Annotated in this window: 12 protein-coding genes; 7 read left to right on the top strand and 5 right to left on the bottom strand. The window is 48.3% G+C overall.

Annotated elements, in window-relative coordinates; all coding sequences use genetic code 11:
- Nucleotides 1–68: 68 nt before the first annotated feature.
- Nucleotides 69–1970: an ATP-binding cassette domain-containing protein gene (locus ACFQNF_RS17120; protein WP_380189126.1), complete on the bottom strand. Its 1902-nt coding sequence runs from the start codon at nt 1968–1970 to the stop codon at nt 69–71.
- A gap of 366 nt (nt 1971–2336) precedes the next feature.
- Between ACFQNF_RS17120 and ACFQNF_RS17115 the strand changes: the two genes are divergently transcribed.
- From ACFQNF_RS17115 to ACFQNF_RS17100, 4 genes are all read left to right on the top strand, one after another.
- Nucleotides 2337–3740, top strand: coding sequence for an MltF family protein (locus ACFQNF_RS17115; RefSeq protein ID WP_380189125.1), 1404 nt, complete (start codon nt 2337–2339; stop codon nt 3738–3740).
- Between the two features lie 173 nt (nt 3741–3913).
- A complete protein-coding gene (locus ACFQNF_RS17110) occupies nt 3914–4345 on the top strand; it encodes a hypothetical protein (RefSeq protein ID WP_380189124.1) in 432 nt (143 codons plus the stop codon).
- Between the two features lie 40 nt (nt 4346–4385).
- Entirely contained in the window at nt 4386–5693 is a 1308-nt protein-coding gene (locus ACFQNF_RS17105) for a sensor histidine kinase (RefSeq protein WP_380189123.1), read from the top strand.
- Nucleotides 5694–5732: 39 nt separating this feature from the next.
- A complete protein-coding gene (locus ACFQNF_RS17100; protein WP_046349820.1) occupies nt 5733–6479 on the top strand; it encodes a LytR/AlgR family response regulator transcription factor in 747 nt (248 codons plus the stop codon).
- A 222-nt stretch (nt 6480–6701) separates the two neighbouring features.
- Here the strand turns inward: ACFQNF_RS17100 and ACFQNF_RS17095 are convergent, their stop codons facing one another.
- A complete protein-coding gene (locus tag ACFQNF_RS17095; RefSeq protein ID WP_380189122.1) occupies nt 6702–7244 on the bottom strand; it encodes a hypothetical protein in 543 nt (180 codons plus the stop codon).
- A 282-nt stretch (nt 7245–7526) separates the two neighbouring features.
- On the opposite strand from ACFQNF_RS17095, the gene ACFQNF_RS17090 reads away from it, so the two are divergent.
- Together ACFQNF_RS17090 and ACFQNF_RS17085 are read left to right on the top strand one after the other, a co-directional pair.
- Entirely contained in the window at nt 7527–8369 is an 843-nt protein-coding gene (locus tag ACFQNF_RS17090) for a phosphate/phosphite/phosphonate ABC transporter substrate-binding protein (RefSeq protein ID WP_380189121.1), read from the top strand.
- Nucleotides 8370–11801: a hybrid sensor histidine kinase/response regulator gene (locus ACFQNF_RS17085; RefSeq protein ID WP_380189120.1), complete on the top strand. Its 3432-nt coding sequence runs from the start codon at nt 8370–8372 to the stop codon at nt 11799–11801.
- A gap of 41 nt (nt 11802–11842) precedes the next feature.
- Here the strand turns inward: ACFQNF_RS17085 and ACFQNF_RS17080 are convergent, their stop codons facing one another.
- A complete protein-coding gene (locus ACFQNF_RS17080; protein WP_380189119.1) occupies nt 11843–14410 on the bottom strand; it encodes a [protein-PII] uridylyltransferase in 2568 nt (855 codons plus the stop codon).
- 54 nt (nt 14411–14464) lie between these two features.
- Here ACFQNF_RS17080 and ACFQNF_RS17075 point away from each other — a divergent pair, with 54 nt between their 5' ends.
- Complete coding sequence (locus ACFQNF_RS17075) at nt 14465–14665, top strand: hypothetical protein (RefSeq protein WP_380189118.1); 201 nt, start codon at nt 14465–14467, stop codon at nt 14663–14665.
- A 75-nt stretch (nt 14666–14740) separates the two neighbouring features.
- On the opposite strand, the gene serS is transcribed toward ACFQNF_RS17075, so the two are convergent.
- Both serS and ACFQNF_RS17065 read right to left on the bottom strand, forming a co-directional pair.
- Complete coding sequence (gene serS, locus ACFQNF_RS17070) at nt 14741–16015, bottom strand: serine--tRNA ligase (protein ID WP_380189117.1); 1275 nt, start codon at nt 16013–16015, stop codon at nt 14741–14743.
- A gap of 327 nt (nt 16016–16342) precedes the next feature.
- The gene (locus ACFQNF_RS17065) at nt 16343–17653 is read right to left on the bottom strand and encodes a replication-associated recombination protein A (RefSeq protein ID WP_380189116.1); all 1311 of its coding nucleotides are present in this window, start codon (nt 17651–17653) and stop codon (nt 16343–16345) included.
- Nucleotide 17654: the final 1 nt, after the last annotated feature.

Here is a 17654-nt window from a genome sequence, read left to right as displayed (position 1 = left end):
AATCAGGCTGGGCGCAGATTGCAAAGCATTCAGTGTGTTTGCAATCTGCGCTTAAAAAGGACGCAGTCTTAAGACTTAGCGTCCAGTTCTTCCCAACGGCTTAGCTTTTCTAGTACAAGTGTGTCAATTTCTTCAATCCGTAGCTGCATTTCCCTTGCGAGCTTTGGCCCGTTACGGTAGATGCTGGCATCGAGTAATTGTTGCTCGATATCGGTTTTTTCTGCTTCAAGCGCACTGATTTGTAAAGGTAATTGCTCTAAAAGGCGAGCGTCATTAAAAGAGAGCTTTTTCTTGGTCTTAGCAGGTTCAGCCTGTTTGGCTGGTGCTGAGACGTTGGCTTTGGGCGCAGCTGCCGGTGCAGCGGGGGCGCTGCTGGCCATCCGTGCTTTGGCTTCCATCCAGTCTGCGTAACCACCGGCGTTTTCAATTAGGACACCATCGCCTTCAAATGCAATCACCTGAGTCACTACATTGTCGAGGAAGGCACGATCATGGCTCACTAAGAACACTGTGCCAGAATAGCTAGACAGTAATTCTTCGAGTAGCTCTAAGGTGTCAATGTCCAGATCGTTGGTCGGCTCATCCAATACCAGCACATTGGCAGGGCGGGTAAACAGACGTGCCAGTAGCAAACGGTTGCGCTCGCCGCCGGATAAAGAGCTCACCGGGCTGCGGGCGCGGGCTGGGGCAAAAAGGAATTCTTCAAGATAGCTGATTACGTGCTTACGCTGATTGCCAATCTCGATAAAGTCATTACCCTGACTGATGGTATCGATGACAGTTGCGTTTTCGTCAAGTTGCTCACGGAATTGATCAAAGTAAGCAACTTGCAGATTGGTGCCTAACTTCACCTCACCGCTATCAGGTTGTAATTCACCCAGAATCATTTTTAATAAGGTGGTTTTGCCTGCGCCGTTCGGGCCAACCAGACCAATACGATCGCCACGAATCAGGCGAGTGCTGTAGTTGCCAACTAACGTGCGGCCGTTATAGCCCTTGGTGACGTTTTCTAGCTCAGCGACCAGCTTGCCGGATTTATCGCCTGCATCCACATTAAAGCTGACATTGCCCACGCGTTCACGGCGTTGGCTGCGTTCGATGCGCAAGGCTTCTAGGCGGCGAACACGGCCTTCATTACGGGTGCGGCGGGCCTTAATCCCTTGGCGAATCCACACTTCCTCTTGAGCTAATGCTTTGTCGAATTTTTTATTGGTGAATTCTTCTTGCTCGATTAATTCTTGTTTTTTGGCTTCATAGGCTTTGAAATTGCCGGGGAAGCTAGTCAGCGTGCCGCGATCTAGCTCAATAATGCGGGTGGAGATATTGTCCAGGAAGCGCCTGTCGTGGGTAATAAACAACACGCTGCCTGCAAAGTTTTTAAGCAGCTCTTCCAGCCATTCAATGGCGCTGACATCTAGGTGGTTGGTTGGCTCATCAAGCAGCAAGAGCTGAGGCTCGGAAACCAGCGCACGCGCCAGTGCCACGCGTTTTTTCCAGCCGCCGGACAAAGCGCCGATTTTTGTTTCAGCCGGTAAATCAAGGTGCGACATAATCGAAGCAATCAGCGAATCGAGTCGCCAGCCGTCCTGGGATTCCAGCTCGTGCTGCAGATCCATCAGGCGCGTCAGGCTTTCTTCGCTGTCATCGAGTGTGAGTAGCGCTGCGTGGTAATCAATCAGTACTTGACGTACGCCGCCCAAGCCTTCAGCCACCGCCTCGTAAACGGTGTGCTCCATATCAAATACCGGCTCTTGCGAAACAAAAGCCATTTTTGCGCCGGTTTCGAGGCGAATTACGCCATCGTCCAGCTTGGTGACGCCTGCGATCGTTTTGAGCATGGAAGACTTGCCCGCACCATTGCGACCGATCAGACCAACGCGCTCGCCTGGCTCAAGAATAAAGCTGGCTCCATCTAAGAGCGGGACATGGCCGTAGGCGAGATGAGCGTTTTCTACAATTAAAATGGGCATTTGATACCTTGAAGCAGGGGTTTTGCTTGTTATTGAGTGTTTAATATACAGGGCATATCTAGCGTGTCTGTTTCTGCCTATTGCGGCCAGGCAGGCGGCGCGTGATGATATTGCCAGGAAAAATCTTAGTGGCGATTATACGGCCTGACGGCTTTAGCCGATACCTGCAGTGTTGGAACTATTGCTTTCTATCATTAGAATGAGCCGCTGCTGGCGTTTGTTTTGCACCGGTTCTGCCTTGTTATTTCTTGATATCGCCATCCATATTGATCGCATCATGCTCTGATTCGTAGTAAAAAACGGATAAGCACGATCATAAAACAAACGCTTATCGCACGTGATACACAGCAAACTCGGAAACCGCGAATGATACGATTCTTGATGCTCTGTTTGTTTCTGATGGGCCCGCTTTGGGCAAAGCCTGTAGCCAGTGTAAAAAGCACGCATCCAACTTTGTCAAAGCCTTCCCAACTGGCTGCGGCAGATGCAGATTTTGATGCGAATTCTCCGCCAGAGCGGCTGCGGGTGCTTGTGGCGTTGGGGCCTTCGACCTTTTTTATTAAAAATGGTCGTCAGTACGGTGTGGAATACAGCATGCTCACCGAGTTTGAAAAATTCTTAAATCAAGGCCGGGGCAAGGGCGTGCCTCCGCTACGTCTGCAATTTATTCCCGTGGATGCGGGTGAGTTAATTCCCGGCTTAAGATCGGGTCGCGGTGATATCGCCGCTGGTCTGATGCCGGTGACTGAAGGCGCAAAGCAGCTTGTAGCCTTCTCCACTCCCTATTTGCAAGATCGCTGGTGTACGGTGGCAGGGGCAGATAAAGAAGAAAAACACCTGTTAAGTATTCCTGCCAGCAGTTATGCCCAGCGCTTATTGGGTGATTTTAATGATGCCAGGCGCAAAGCAGGGCTGTTTGAATTTGAAGTGGAGCACGCTGCGCCGGGCGTAAGTAGCGAAATGCTGCTGGCAGAAATTAATAAAGGCGCAGATAAAACCACCTTGGTGAGTGAGGCGATGCTTGGCCTATGGGATAAAACACTGCCTAAATTAAAAAAAATCAGCTGTGCCGATGAGCGTGTTTCTGTCGCGTGGGCCGTACGTAAAGAAGACAGCAGCTTATTAGCAACGTTGAATCGTTTTGCAGAAAAAACCGGCGTGCTGGATAAGGCGGTAAGCACCACACGGCGCTTTTTAGTGGCTGATGGCAAAGTGCAAAGCGCAGAAAAACTAAGCTCCTTAGATAAGCTGGCTTTTTTTGCACCGGTTTTTCAAATTGTGGCCGCAGCTAATAATTTAGATTGGCTCCTGCTGGCTGCGATTGGTCAAAAGGAAACGGGTTTAAAATCGGTTGTTCGTAAAAATGGCCCAACCGGCGTGATGCAAATTAATCCAAACACCGCCCGGAATATGGGCGTTAAAAACCCGCACGATGCAGAGGGCAATGTGACGGCGGCGGCTCGCTATCTGGGTTATTTGCGCAACTTTTTTAATAACCCCAGTATTAATGATGAGGATCAGTTGTATTTTATGATTGCTGCTTATAACGCGGGCGAGGGCCGAGTGCAGCAATTGCGTAACCAAGCTGCGGCACAGGGGCTGGATCGCAACCGCTGGTTGGGTAATGTAGAAAAAGTGGCTTTAAAGTCGGTAAGCAAAGGCATGGTGGATTATGTATCGAGTGTCAGTCGCTATTACATTGCTTACCAGGCGGCTGAAAAAACACGTAAAAAGCATGAAGGTGCTTCTGCGGTGAGCGAGGCTAAATAGGCGCAGTAAAGCTTAAGGAGTGGGGTGGGTGCATTTTTCGGTGGCTTTGCTGCGCATTCTGGCATGGTTTTTTTGCAGTCTGAGCCTTCCTTTTTGTATTTGATCGCAAGGCGGTTTAAGAATAGAAATGGCTTGGTTAAAGTGGCATTACTTCCACTTTGCAAGAGAATGTCATGAAAACTTTATTAATCGCCATTGCCTTGATTGCCTCCGCTCCTGTATTTGCAGCTCCGATTGAAAAAGCGCCAGAGATTATTAAATTACCAAGAATAGAGGTCGTCGCTAAGCGGACTCATCCGCTGAAAACTTTGCTAGTTATGGTTGCTTCGGGCACCGCAATCAATAAAAATACCCCCATTATCAAATTGCCCAGAATAGAGGTAGTTGCTAAGCGTACTCATTTGCTTAAATCTGCATCAACTATCGTAGCTGCAGATACACAGATTATTAGATTGCCAAGAATTGAAGTGATAGGCAAAAAAGATTGTGTGCCAGAGCGTGTGGCGCAAACGGCAGAGCAAGAAAATATGTTGTTCTTTAAGGCCGCTTATCCATCGTTGATTGTGGCAAAAAAAATCAATCCTTTTATGCCTTATGGGGTGTAATCAACGGTTGAGCAATATCAACTCAAGCCATGGGCTGGGCATGAATAAGAAAAATTTGGAAATAATCAAGGCACAGCTTAATGAACTTTTTGAATTTTCAAAAATAGTATTTGACCGGCTGGCTGTTTGGGTAATCCAGATGGGCTGGGGTAAGTTTGTTTTCTTAATGATTTTATTATTGATCATGGGTAGCGCGATCGAGGATGGGATTAATGGTTTTAGAAAAGCAGAATACCATGTTGCTTCGCCAGTCCCTCCTGCGCCGCCGGTTGTGATTCACAAGCCAAGCCAGGAAGAGGAAAAGAAAATAGACTCTAAACCATTGGATCAGTCTTCCAATGCGTGGGAGAGGCCAGTAGATAAAGATGCGGATCAGCGGCAAGCAGAGCAGGAAAAGGCGGATGCAGAAAAAGAACTCGCAGAGGCTAAAAAAGAAAACCACGATAAAGAAAATTTTAAGAAAAAATTGCGCGACAAAATCGCGAATTTAAGCGTGATTCAGGATAGTATTTTATCTCCAGGTGATAAGGATGAATTGATTGATGCGGTGAGCGATTATTTATCTAGCGTTGAAAGAGAAACACCACCCCAGACCATGGTGTCGACTAGTATTTCTGTGAATGATTGGGTATTTCTTTTTGTTATGATGTTGCTGGGTATTAAAGTATTTATGGGTGGAAAAAAACGCGCCGAAGCCCTTGCTAGAGAAGCGCAAAAAGAATCCGAAAGAGAGGCCTTATTAAGGCAAGTGGCCGAGGCCAAAATACAAATGATGCAGGCGCAAATTGAGCCGCATTTCTTATTTAATACCTTGGCTTCCGTTGAGTATTTAATTGAAACCGATCCGCCGCGCGCATCCGCCATGCAGCGCAGCTTGATTCAGTATTTGCGCCAAGTGTTACCGCAGATACGGGACCATGCATCGAGCAATCATTTGGGCCGTGAGGCCGATATGGTGGCGGCGTATTTAGAACTCTTAAAAATGCGTATGGAAGAGCGCTTAGAATTTAATATCCATATTCCCGAAGGCTTACGCTCGGCCGCTTTTCCGCCGATGATTTTGCAAACCCTCGTTGAAAATGCAATTAAGCATGGCTTAGAGCCAAAAACAGAAGGTGGCAGCCTGAGCGTGCATGCAGAAATTGCGCATCAGAAATTGCGAATTAGTGTGGTTGATAATGGCTTAGGGTTTGGAATGGCGAAAAGCAGTGGCACGGGCTTGGGCTTGCAAAATATTCGTGAACGGTTGGCCTTGCTTTATAAAGGAAATAGCTTGTTTTCAATTACAGAGAATCAGCCCTCAGGGGTGTGCATTACGATTGAAGTGCCTTATACTTTGGCGGCGTAATTATTTACAAATAACGATATAATTATTTGAGGTTTTGCAATGCCAACTGCACTGATTGCCGATGATGAACGTTTAATGCGTGATCAATTAAAGCTGCGCTTGGCGCAAGTATGGCCAGAATTGGAAATTATTGCCGAAGCTAAAAATGGTGAAGAAGCGATTAACCTGACATTAGCGCATCAGCCTGATTTTGCATTTTTAGATATCCGTATGCCCGGTATTACCGGACTGGAAGCCGCACAAGCCGTTTCGCAATCTACTCATGTGGTTTTTGTAACCGCTTATGATCAATATGCGGTAGAAGCTTTTGAGCATGGCGCAATTGATTATGTATTAAAACCAGCTGACCCTGAACGCTTATCTTTAACCGTCGAGCGTTTAAAAAAACGTTTAGCAAGCCCGCCTAATGATATGCAGGCTTTAATTGCCCAAATTGCTAAGCAGGTTATCAATAAGCCGGTATACCTGCAATGGATACAGGCGTCGATGGGGCAGGAATTACGTTTAATTCCGGTTGAAGAGGTCTTGTTTTTTCAATCGGATGAAAAATATACGCGAGTGCAAACTAAAAATTACGAAGCTTTAATCAGAAAACCCGTGCGTGATTTATTAGAAGAATTAAACCCAGATCTATTCTGGCAAATTCACCGTGCCACGCTTGTAAATAGCAAGGCGATTGAAGGCGTGGTGAAGGATATTCGCGGGCGTTTACTGGTGAAGGTGAATGGCTTAAGCGAAAAGCTGGAAGTAAGCCGTAGCTTTACCCATTTATTTAAGCAAATGTAAGTGCCCCGCAAAAGCATCCCCGCCGACTTATCCCAATTCGATTAACTTAAAGGCGCGTACCGTAGGAGTGGCTATTGCCGCGAATATTTTGATGCACAGCGCTTTTGCAGCTAAAGCTGCGCCTACGAAAAACACGTTTTTTATTGTTTTTCCTTAAGTTGATAGGCTAGGGCTTTCTCTGCTTTAGCCCTTAGCCGCTGTTTTCCCCCTCCTTGAAGGAAATCACCATGCGCAGCCCGTATCTGTGAGCGCATCATAAAGTAAAGGCACGGCAGCGAGCGGTCCCATGGCTGAGTAGGCATTTTTGCAATCGGGCTTGATGGCCCTATCTAAAGATTTTGCCATTTTAGAGCGTACAGCTTCAGGCTGCGGGTTTAAGCCGGGTGGTTTTTGCTTTTCGCGGCTTTCTTCAGGCTTGATAGAAAGATCAAGCTTGGGGGCGATGACACTGTCAATGGCATTGCCTAAATCGCTGATTGGGGGCTGCTCAATGATTGGTTCGGGGGCGGCGCTTGGCGGCAAAGAGCGGCTGATGGCTTGTGCTGTTGGACGATTGTTTTTTGGCGCGCGGGCAGGTGTCTGAGGGCTTGCTGCTTGTTCCGGCGAAGTGATTATTTTGTGTGTGCTCACCTTTGTTTGGAGTAAAACCTGCATCCGCGGCTTATCTGCTAAAGAGGGCGCTGCCGGATAAAACATAAAAATACTGAGGTGGACCAGTAGCGCAAGCCCAAAGCAGAGATATAAATCGCGAGTATGTGGAGTCATATTCAATGGAAAGTCGGTGGCAAAAAACGGTATCATGTTTTTTGAGTCTACGCGACTCAGCTATTTTCTTTTATGCACTTATTTCCCTTTCTGTTTAACCTATTTTTTTGTATTGATATTTCATCGTTGGCATACATTTGCGAGTTTTGCCTAATCTTTGTTTTTCTTTTTCAAAATGAGCCTGTGGATCACCTTTTTTCGGAAAATAATCGATCACTTTCTGACGATGCGATCAATTGCACACTATCCTGATGCTAGCCGGTATTGCTTTTAGGAAGAGGAATGCATACGTTTTTGCTGAAGGGACTGGGGAGGTTTTGTGTTGCGCTGATGCTCACAACGAGTAGCTGGGCGGGCTCGCCGGTGAAGTACACTATTTCGGTGGTTCCTCAGTTTAGCCCTGCTCAATTGCATCAGGAGTGGATGCCTGTTCTGCGACGTATTTCACGCGATACAGGGATAGAGCTAGAGCTTAAGCTCCTGGCCTCTTTCCCTAAATTTGAAGCTGAGCTGATGAAAGGCACTGCCGACTTTGCCTATGTGAATCCCTATCAGGTGGTGATGACTAAATCAACGCAAGGCTATATCCCGCTGCTGCGGGACAGTCAGCCTTTGGTAGGGGTGTTATTGGTCAGGCGGGAAAGCGTATTTAAATCGGTTTATGATTTAAACGGCCAAACGATTGCGTTTTCTGCGCCCAATGCGTTTGGTGCTTCGCTTTATTTACGCGCTTTGCTTATAGAGGAGCAGGGGCTTAAATTCACGCCGCGCTACTTAGGCACACATCCTAATGTATTCAGGCATTTGGCTCGTAATGATGTCGCCGCAGGGGGGAGTGTGGTTTCTGCTTTTAATGATGAGGCGCCCGAAGTTCGCGAGCAACTGCGCATCATTTACAAAACGCCCGAAGTGGCCTCGCATCCTATTGTGGCCCATCCGCGTGTGCCCTTAAAAGTACGTGATGCGATATCCCAAGCGTTTCTGGCTTTAGCAAAAGATGTGGCAGGGCGCGCGTTGTTAAAAGATATCCGCTTTCCAGACCCGGTACTGACGGCTTATGAAAAAGATTATTTGCCTTTGGAAACGTTAAAACTTCAACAATATGATGTGCCAGAGAAAAACTAGATGAGCACGCCTAAGCCCGTTATTTCTTTGGCGAGAGTGTGGCAAGCAGTATATGCAGCCTTTCCCCACAGCTTGGCCAGCCAGATTTTGTTGTTAACTTCGGTATGCCTTGTGGTGTCTTTATTGGCCTATGGTGCATATACCGCAAAAAAGCAAACAGATCTGTTACGCGCCACCATCATGACCAATATGGCGGCTTTGGCGCAAAACTTAGCGACGGTGAATGCTCAGTTTTTACTGGTCGATGATTTGGTCAGTATAGAAGCAATCTCTATGCAAACAGCGGCAATGCCGGCGGTGTTGCTGGTTCAGATCAGCGATGCACAAGGCAAGCTGCTCAGTGAAGTGGCGCATGAAAAAGGCCGCGCGGTGCCTCGGTTTAGTCATACGAAATTACTTGTCCCTCAGGAGGCTCAGCCTTTTTCTCAGCGAGAGCCGCAAGCTCAGTCTGCGGCAAATGGTGCCGATCAATCTGAAGTCATGTCGGTTTGGCAGCCAATTACTGCGGGCTCTGTTGTGGGCTGGGTGCGGCTGAGTTACAAATTAGATCGTGTCAACCAGGCGGCCATTACCATTTGGATGCATGCTTTATTAATTATTGCACTGGCGATATTGGCCACGCTGGGTTTGCTGAAATTATTGTTACGCCCACCGATTAGTGCTTTGCAGCGGGCAACGCAATTTGCAACTGATTTAGATCATTCGCTGGGCGCTAGAGTGGATGTTTCTAATGAGACTACGGAAATTCAAGCGCTGGGGAATGCGCTTAATCAGGTTTCTGCCCGCTTGTTTACTCAAAACAGTGAGTTGAGCAATCAGAAGTTTGCCCTTGATCAGCATGCTATTGTCAGTATTACTGATCTGAACGGCACTATTTTGTATGCTAATAATTTATTCTGTCAAATTACCGGCTATTCAAGAGAAGAGTTGCTGGGTAAAAATCATCGGATTATCAATTCAGGGTTTCATTCGGCTGAATTTTTTGCCGCGCTTTGGGCCACTATTTCTAGCGGCAAGGTGTGGCATGGCGAAATCAAAAATCACAGAAAAAATGGCCAGCACTATTGGGTGGATTCGACTATCGTGCCGCTTTTGGGCGTAGATGGAATCCCTGGGCAATATATTGCAATACGTACCGATATTACTGAAATTAAAAATTATGAATTGTCATTGCAGGCGGCCAAAGCTACGGCAGAAGCCGCCACCGTGGCTAAAAGCCAGTTTCTGGCCAATATGAGTCATGAAATTCGTACGCCAATGAATGCCATTCTGGGCATGCTGAAGCTGTTGCAAAATACCGATCTTAGCCCTCGCCAATTGGATTACACCAGCAAAACCGAGGGTGCTGCACAATCACTACTGGGTTTGCTGAACGATATTCTAGATTTCTCCAAAATGGAGGCCGGTAAAATGGAGCTGGATCCACAGCCTTTTCGCTTAGATAGGTTGTTAAGAGATCTGTCGGTGATTCTATCGGCGAATGTGGGCACAAAGCCACTCGAGGTTTTGTTTGATATTGATCTGGCCACGCCTAAGGGGCTAGTTGGCGATGCATTACGTTTGAGGCAGGTGCTGATTAATCTGGCAGGAAATGCGATTAAATTCACGGATAAAGGTGAGGTCGTCATTCAATTTAAGGTGCTGGCACGGGAGGGTGTGAATACCCGTTTGTATATCTCGGTGAGAGATAGCGGTATTGGTATTGCACAGGAAAACCAGCTGCATATTTTTGATGGGTTTTCGCAGGCAGAAGTGTCTACAACAAGACGCTTTGGAGGCACGGGGCTGGGCTTATCTATTTGTAAGCGCCTAGTTGATATGATGGGCGGGCAACTGATGCTCGAGAGTGCGGTTGGCCAAGGCAGTATGTTTCATTTTACCTTGAACCTGCCCGTGGCAGATGAGCTGCCTAACGAGGCAGATCGCTCTGATATGAGGGAATCACTGGCTCATTTAAAGGTTTTGGTGGTGGATGATAGCGCCACTGCCCGCGATATTATGGTGGATATGGCACGTTCCTGGGGCTGGCAAGTCGATGTGGCCAAAGGTGGACTAGAGGCGGTGGCGATGGTGGAAGCACGTGCTCGTACTGCACAAGCGAGCTATCAGGCTATTTTTGTTGACTGGCAAATGCCAGATATTGATGGCTGGGAAACCAGCTTACGCATTCGAAATATAATGCCAGCATTAGATGCGCCCATTATTGTGATGGTGACAACACATGGCCGGGAGCTCCTTTCCCAAAGAACAAATGAAGAGCAAGTCGCCGTCAATTGTTTTCTAGTGAAGCCCGTAACGGCATCGATGCTATTTGATGCCGTGGCCGATGCCAGAGCAGGCTTGAGTAATTTGCGTGCAAGGCCAAGAACGGCGGGGCTGAAGCCTTGTCGCTTGATGGGTTTGCATTTGCTGGTGGTTGAAGACAATTTAATGAACCAGCAAGTGGCACAGGAATTACTCAGTGCAGAGGGCGCTTTGGTTGAGCTGGCGGCAAATGGGCAATTAGCGATTGATGCCATCACCAAAGCACAGCGCCCCTTTGACGCGGTGTTAATGGATGTGCAGATGCCGGTGATGGATGGCTATACCGCCACGCATATTATTCGCCACGGATTAGGCTTGAGTACCTTGCCGGTGATTGCGATGACGGCAAACGCGATGGATTCTGATCGGGAAGCATGCCTGGCAGCGGGCATGAATGATCATATCGGCAAGCCCTTTGATCTGGTGCATCTTATCCATGTTGTGCAGAGCCAGGTGAGGCTAGCCAGCCGCCAACCTGCATCAGAAGAAGCCCAGGCTGCCAATGCAATGCTCTCCCCGGAAACACTACCTGATAAAGAAGAGCTTGATACAGCAGGAGCACTTGAGCGTTTGGGAAATAATAAGGACTTATATGAGCGGGTTTTGCAGTCTTTTTTGGTAGAAGTCAGCGATATACCCAAGCAGCTAGATGTGCTATTGCAAGCGGGCAATGTACTCGATGCGGGCCGGCTTATGCATACCTTAAAAGGATTGGCCGCAACGGTGGGAGCCAGCTACCTGACTGCCGTGGCTAAAAATGCAGAAAACATGCTGAAAAATGTGGATTTATATGGGGTGGACAGCCAAATAAGCGAGCAGCTTAGCGATGCAGTGATTAGCACGAGCCGTATCATGCGGCCATTATTAGCCCAAGTGCCGCTGGCGGCAGAGATGAATGCAACGGCGCTGGATACCACGCAGTTTTTGGCAGATATACAAGAGCTGCATCAGCTACTGTGTGGCTCAGATTTACTGGCTTTTGATGTCCATTCCCGCTTGCAAAAAAACCATGCCCGCACATCCGCCGGTGAGCTTAAACCTTTGTATGATGCGATGGGTGTATTTGATTTTATGCGTGGCCAGAAGCAATGCGAAACCCTGCTGCAAAAATATAATGCGCCGTACTAATTCGCGGGCAGGGCTTTAGCAGCTGCTTTTTATTAGAAAACTTAATGTGCATGAATCGCCTGTAATAGCTCGGCTTCTAAAGCCCTTGTGGCGTGTTGATCTTTGAGTAATTTACCGCTGATTAAGAAATTATCTTCTGCCCGCTCGCCTAAAGTCATAATCTTTGCCGATTGAATTTCAATGCGGTTATTTGCCAATACACGGGCAATTGTTGATAACAACCCTGTTCTGTCGCCTGCCGCAATGGATAAAACATGGTATTTGCCGCGCTCATCCGGGCGGATCATCACATGCGGCTGAATAGGGAAATGTTTAAGTTGGCGCGAGATTCGTGTTTTATGTACCGAGCCCAGTGGCAGGCCTTTTTCTAATTGCTGGCTAAGCTCAAACTCAATATAAGCAATTAAATCGCGATAATTCTCTACCCGATTGTCGGGGATATACACATAGAAACTATCCAGGGCGTAGCCATTTTGCGTGGTATGAATATGCGCATCAAAAATGGTATAGCCAGAGCGCTCAAAGAAGCTGCAAATTTGTGCGAATAAATCATTCTTATCCACGCTATACACCATCACTTGCAAGCCTTCGCCTGATTCTGACAGCCGTGCGCGCACAATCGGTTTAAGCGTATTGACACGAGAAAATAACATGCGGGTGTGCCAGGCAATTTCTTTGGCGTCATGGCGCAAAAAATACACGGTGTCGAGCACTTTCCAGAATTCTTCATGCGCTTCCTGGCGCAAGCCATGTAAGCGGATCAGTCGCAGTGCTTCGTCTTGCCGCTCCTCTAGCCAGGAGCGGTCACTATTGGTATTGCTTAACAGGCGCTGGGTGGCTTTAAACAAATCTTCAAGCAATTTGGCTTTCCACGCATTCCATACCTTGGGGCTGGTGCCGCGAATATCGGCCACGGTCAGTAGATAAATGGCGGTGAGTTTGCGCTGGTCCCCTACCCAAGTGGCGAAGGCCTGAATTGTTTCAGGGTCGTACACATCCTGTTTTTGCGCCACGGACGACATGGTCAGATGATGCTCAACCAGCCAGGTAATCAGCAGGGCATCCTCAATAGGCAATGGCATGCTTTGGCACCATCTGGCAGCGATTTCTTTACCAAGCGCCGAATGATCGCCCCCACGCCCCTTGCCAATATCGTGAAATAGCGCGGCCAGATATAAAACTTCGGGCCGATCGAATTCGGCCAGCAGGCGTGAGCACATTGGGTATTCGTGGGTAAAGGCATTGACGGCAAAGCGCCGCACATTGCGTAATACCATCAGGGTGTGCTCATCCACGGTATAAACATGAAATAAATCATGCTGCATACGGCCCACAATCTGCCCAAATTCCGGAATAAAACGGCCTAATACGCCGTATTGATTCATGCGGCGCAATACGCGGGTGAGGCCGCGCGGCTCGCGGAAAATATCAATAAAAAATTGTTGATTAATAGGATCACTGCGGAAATCGTCGTTAATGCTGGATCGGGCATGCCAAAGTGCCCTGAGCGTGGCGGGGCTGATATCCCGGGCATCCCTTAAACGCTCTAATTGCCAGAATAATTCTAAGATGGCCGAAGGCTGGCGTTGAAACACATCAGGTGCAGTGATTTCTAAGGATGAGCCGCGTAATTGAAATGATTCATTAATCGGGCAAATTTCAATCCCAATTTGTGAAAAAATACGTGCCCTGAGTGCTTCTAATAATAAAGGAGCGAGTTGGCTAATAATACGAGCAGAGCGGTAATAGGTGGCCATGAGGGCTTCACTGGCTCTCAGGCGAATTGAACCTTTCTCGCTGTCTTCAAATTTAAAATCGCTGGCGAGTGTGTGCTGATAATCAAAAAGAATACGATCTTCACGGCGCTTGGCCCGCCAGTGCAATTGAATGCGATAGGCACGCAATACCCGTTCGGCATTTTCTAATTTAATGATTTCTTCATCGGTCAGCATTTTAAGCTGTGCCAAAGCATGCCAATCGCGGCCTAAACCCTGGCTGGCGGCAATCCAGCCTATTAAATGCAAATCGCGCAGGCCACCCGGAGCTTCTTTGATATTAGGTTCAAGATTATAGGTGGCATTTTGAAAGCGGCCATAGCGTGCTTGTTGCTCTAATAATTTGGCTTCAAAGAATTCCTTGGTATCGATATAGCGATGAACCGTGTCATAAAATTCTTTAAAGCGCTCCGGGTCCCCCACCAAAAGCCGCGCTTCTAAAATAGCGGTTTGCACCGTGATATCTTTCTCTGCCTCGTGCATACAGTCGGCCGTGGTGCGCACCGAATGCCCCACTTCCAAACCAATATCCCACAGCTCGCCCACAAAGACTTCCAGCTTTTCTAAGAGCGCAGGCGAGGGCAGGTCGGGCAATAAAATCAATAAATCCACATCAGAATAAGGGAATAACTCCCCCCGCCCATAGCCCCCAACGGCCACCAGCAGCACCTCGTCAATAAACTGATGCCTGCCCCACAGCTCGCTTAAAGTACGATCTGTCAGCTGTGCCAACTCACCCAAGATCGGTAAGGCTTCACTCGGGGTGTTAAAACGTTGGTGTAAGGCGGCTTTGTCAGCAGCATAAGAAGCTCGGATGGCACTAACAGGGCGCATAGCTCAGCCAAATTGTAAGGTGGTGCTGTAGTTTATATGAGAAAGGGGCAGGGCGTGGCAGCGGCGCTGTGTGATATGGCTGATGGGGCCATTGTATCGGGTGTATCTGAAGGCGGGGAGGCTATTTTTTATCAGTTGTCAGATCGATTTTATAAACCGTTTTGCTGCGGACATCTGCTGGTACTTAATGGAATGAATTACGATTTCAAAGCAAATGGTATTCTTTATGTGCGCTTTTTTGAAAGGTTGAAGTAATTTTTTGTTTTTGATTGCTGGTGCAATAAAAAAGCCGCTACCTTAGGTAGCGGCTTTTGAATGCGCTAAATATTTTTACTTCAACAATTCCAACTCACCCATATAAGGGCGCAATACGGCAGGCACCGTGATGCTGCCGTCTGCATTCTGGTAGTTTTCCAGTACGGCAACCAAGGTGCGGCCTACGGCTAGGCCCGAGCCGTTCAGTGTGTGAACAAGTTCGTTCTTGCCTTGTTCATTCTTAAAGCGGGCTTGCATGCGGCGGGCTTGGAAGGCGCCCATGCTGGAGCAGCTGGAAATCTCACGGTAGGTGTTTTGCGCAGGCAGCCATACTTCTAAGTCGTAAGTCATTTGCGCGCCAAAGCCCATATCGCCGGTACAGAGCTTTACCTTTCGGTAAGGTAGCTCTAGTTTTTGCAAGATGGCTTCTGCATGAGCAGTGAGTGTTTCTAGCGTGTTAAGCGATTCGTCAGGATGAACGATTTGCACCAGCTCTACTTTTTCAAATTGATGCTGGCGAATCAAGCCACGCACATCACGGCCATAGGCGCCTGCTTCGGAGCGAAAGCAGGGTGTGTGTGCGGTAAATTTCATCGGCAAGTCTTCAAGCTTAACGATGCTATCACGGACAAAATTGGTGACAGGGACTTCAGCCGTGGGGATCAGATAAAGTGGCTCGGCATCTGGGCGGCTTACTTTAAATAAATCTTCTTCAAACTTAGGCAATTGCCCCGTCCCCATCATGCTGGCGGCGTTTACCAAGTAGGGCGTGTAAACCTCTTCGTAGCCATGCTCCAGTGTATGGGTATTGAGCATAAATTGTGCTAGTGCGCGGTGCATCCGGGCAATGCCGCCACGCAGCGCAGTAAAGCGTGCACCAGATAATTTAGTGCCGGTTTCAAAATCAAGGCCCAGCGGGCCGCCCAGATCAACGTGATCTTTGATTTCAAAATCGAACACGCGGGGCGTGCCCCAACGCAGGATTTCTTCGTTTTCAGTTTCGTCTTTGCCAACTGGCACAGATTCGTGCGGCAGATTAGGCATAGAGAGCAACATATCGTTGATTTTTTCTTGCAGCACGGCCAGCGCGGTTTCGGCGGCTTTGAGCTCGTCACCCAGATGGGCCACATCGGACATAATGACCGATACATCTTCACCTTTCGCCTTAGCTTGGCCAATGAGCTTGGAGCTGGCATTGCGCTTGGCTTGTAAGTCTTGGGTGCGTGTTTGCAGCGATTTACGCTCGTTTTCTAGTGCAGAAAACGCGCTTACATCAAGAATAAACTTGCGGCTAGCAAGGCGTGCAGCCACGTTTTCCAAGTCGGTACGGAGTAAGTTGATATCGAGCATAATCGTTGTCTTTTTGTTTCAATGAATAGTTGATAGTTTACACGGCTGGCAAGCTCTTAAAAACCTAAAATCTTAAGCCAAATCTATAAAGCTAAATCTAAACCTTAAATCTGTAGACACAGAGAACACGGAGAAAGGCAAAAACGAGGGAAAGGAGAAAACCCAAATGGGTGTTGTGAACCCCTGTTTTTTATGAAAAACAGAGTGGTTCGAACAATAGCTGATTTTTTTTGATGTAATGGCTTGGTTTTCTCCGTGAAACTCCGTGTTCTCTGGGGCCGAAGTGGTTCAAGATTTGGGTTTTGTACTAGTTAGGTTTGCCTTGGTTTATTGATTTTGCTTTAACCACGCCGCATCCAGCTCGGCAAGGTGGCGTAATTTTTCGGTAATTTTCCCTTCTAGCCCGCGTGGGGTTGGCTCGTAAAAGTGCATGTCTTCTAAGCCTTCGGGTAAATAGCTTTCGCCTGCTGCATAGGCCTCTGGCTCGTCGTGAGCGTAGCGATAGCGTTTGCCGTAGCCCAGCTCTTTCATGAGCTTGGTGGGTGCATTACGCAAATGCACGGGGACTTCGCGGCTTTTGTCGCTGGCGATAAAGGCTTTGGCGGCTTTGTAGGCCATATAGCCTGCATTGGATTTAGGCGCGATGGCGAGGTAAATCACCGCTTGCGCCAGCGCCAGCTCACCTTCGGGGCTGCCTAGGCGCTCAAAAGTGCTTGCGGCATCATTACAAATTTGCATGGCGCGCGGGTCGGCAAGGCCGATATCTTCCCATGCCATGCGAACAATGCGGCGGGATAAATAGCGGGCATCTGCGCCGCCATCGAGCATGCGGGTCAGCCAGTACAGTGCACCATCAGGGTTGGAGCCGCGCACCGATTTATGTAAGGCAGAAATCTGGTCGTAAAATGAGTCGCCGCCTTTGTCAAAACGGCGGGCATTGAGTGTGAGTGTTTCACTTAAAAACGCGGCATCAATTTGTGTTCGTTTTGCGGCCAAAGCGGCGGTAGCCGATTGCTCGATCAGATTAAGCAGGCGTCTGGCATCACCATCTGCAAAGCCGGTGAGCGTATCAATGGCGGAAGATTCAAACGTCAGCTCGGGCAGGCACTCGTTGCAGGCACGCTGTAGGAGTTCTGTCAGCTCGGTTTCTGATAAGGCATTTAAAACGTAAACCTGGGCGCGGGAAAGCAGGGCTGAGTTGACTTCGAAAGAAGGATTTTCGGTGGTTGCACCAATAAAAGTCACAAGCCCTGATTCAACAAAGGGTAAGAATGCATCCTGCTGTGCTTTATTGAATCGGTGTACTTCATCCACAAAGAGCAGGGTGTGCCGGCCCATGCTGCGATGGCTTTCCGCTTCTTCCATCGCGGCACGTATATCTTTTACGCCAGAAAATACGGCCGAAAGCGCAATAAATTCCACATCAAAGGCGCTGGAAAGCAGGCGGGCAAGCGTAGTTTTGCCGACGCCCGGTGGCCCCCATAGAATCATGGAGTGTAGCTTGCCACCTGAAATGGCGGCGGCTAGTGGCTTGCCGGGGGCGAGTAAATGCCTCTGGCCAACGACTTCTGCGATGGTTTTGGGGCGTAATTGCTCGGCCAAGGGAATATGGCCGGGCTTTGCAAATAAATCACTCACG

This window comes from Iodobacter arcticus (assembly GCF_042664895.1).
GTDB classification, from domain to species: Bacteria; Pseudomonadota; Gammaproteobacteria; order Burkholderiales; family Chitinibacteraceae; genus Iodobacter; species Iodobacter arcticus.
This window is presented reverse-complemented; position numbering and strand designations above follow the sequence as displayed.

Excerpts from the sequence above, each read along its gene's own strand:
- ACFQNF_RS17100 (WP_046349820.1), top strand. The coding sequence starts at position 5,733 with ATGCCAACTGCACTGATTGCCGATGATGAACGTTTAATGCGTGATCAA.
- ACFQNF_RS17085 (WP_380189120.1), top strand. The coding sequence starts at position 8,370 with ATGAGCACGCCTAAGCCCGTTATTTCTTTGGCGAGAGTGTGGCAAGCA.
- ACFQNF_RS17105 (WP_380189123.1), top strand. The coding sequence starts at position 4,386 with ATGAATAAGAAAAATTTGGAAATAATCAAGGCACAGCTTAATGAACTT.
- ACFQNF_RS17120 (WP_380189126.1), bottom strand. The coding sequence starts at position 1,970 with ATGCCCATTTTAATTGTAGAAAACGCTCATCTCGCCTACGGCCATGTC.
- ACFQNF_RS17095 (WP_380189122.1), bottom strand. The coding sequence starts at position 7,244 with ATGACTCCACATACTCGCGATTTATATCTCTGCTTTGGGCTTGCGCTA.
- ACFQNF_RS17110 (WP_380189124.1), top strand. The coding sequence starts at position 3,914 with ATGAAAACTTTATTAATCGCCATTGCCTTGATTGCCTCCGCTCCTGTA.
- ACFQNF_RS17080 (WP_380189119.1), bottom strand. The coding sequence starts at position 14,410 with ATGCGCCCTGTTAGTGCCATCCGAGCTTCTTATGCTGCTGACAAAGCC.
- ACFQNF_RS17090 (WP_380189121.1), top strand. The coding sequence starts at position 7,527 with ATGCATACGTTTTTGCTGAAGGGACTGGGGAGGTTTTGTGTTGCGCTG.
- ACFQNF_RS17115 (WP_380189125.1), top strand. The coding sequence starts at position 2,337 with ATGATACGATTCTTGATGCTCTGTTTGTTTCTGATGGGCCCGCTTTGG.
- serS (WP_380189117.1), bottom strand. The coding sequence starts at position 16,015 with ATGCTCGATATCAACTTACTCCGTACCGACTTGGAAAACGTGGCTGCA.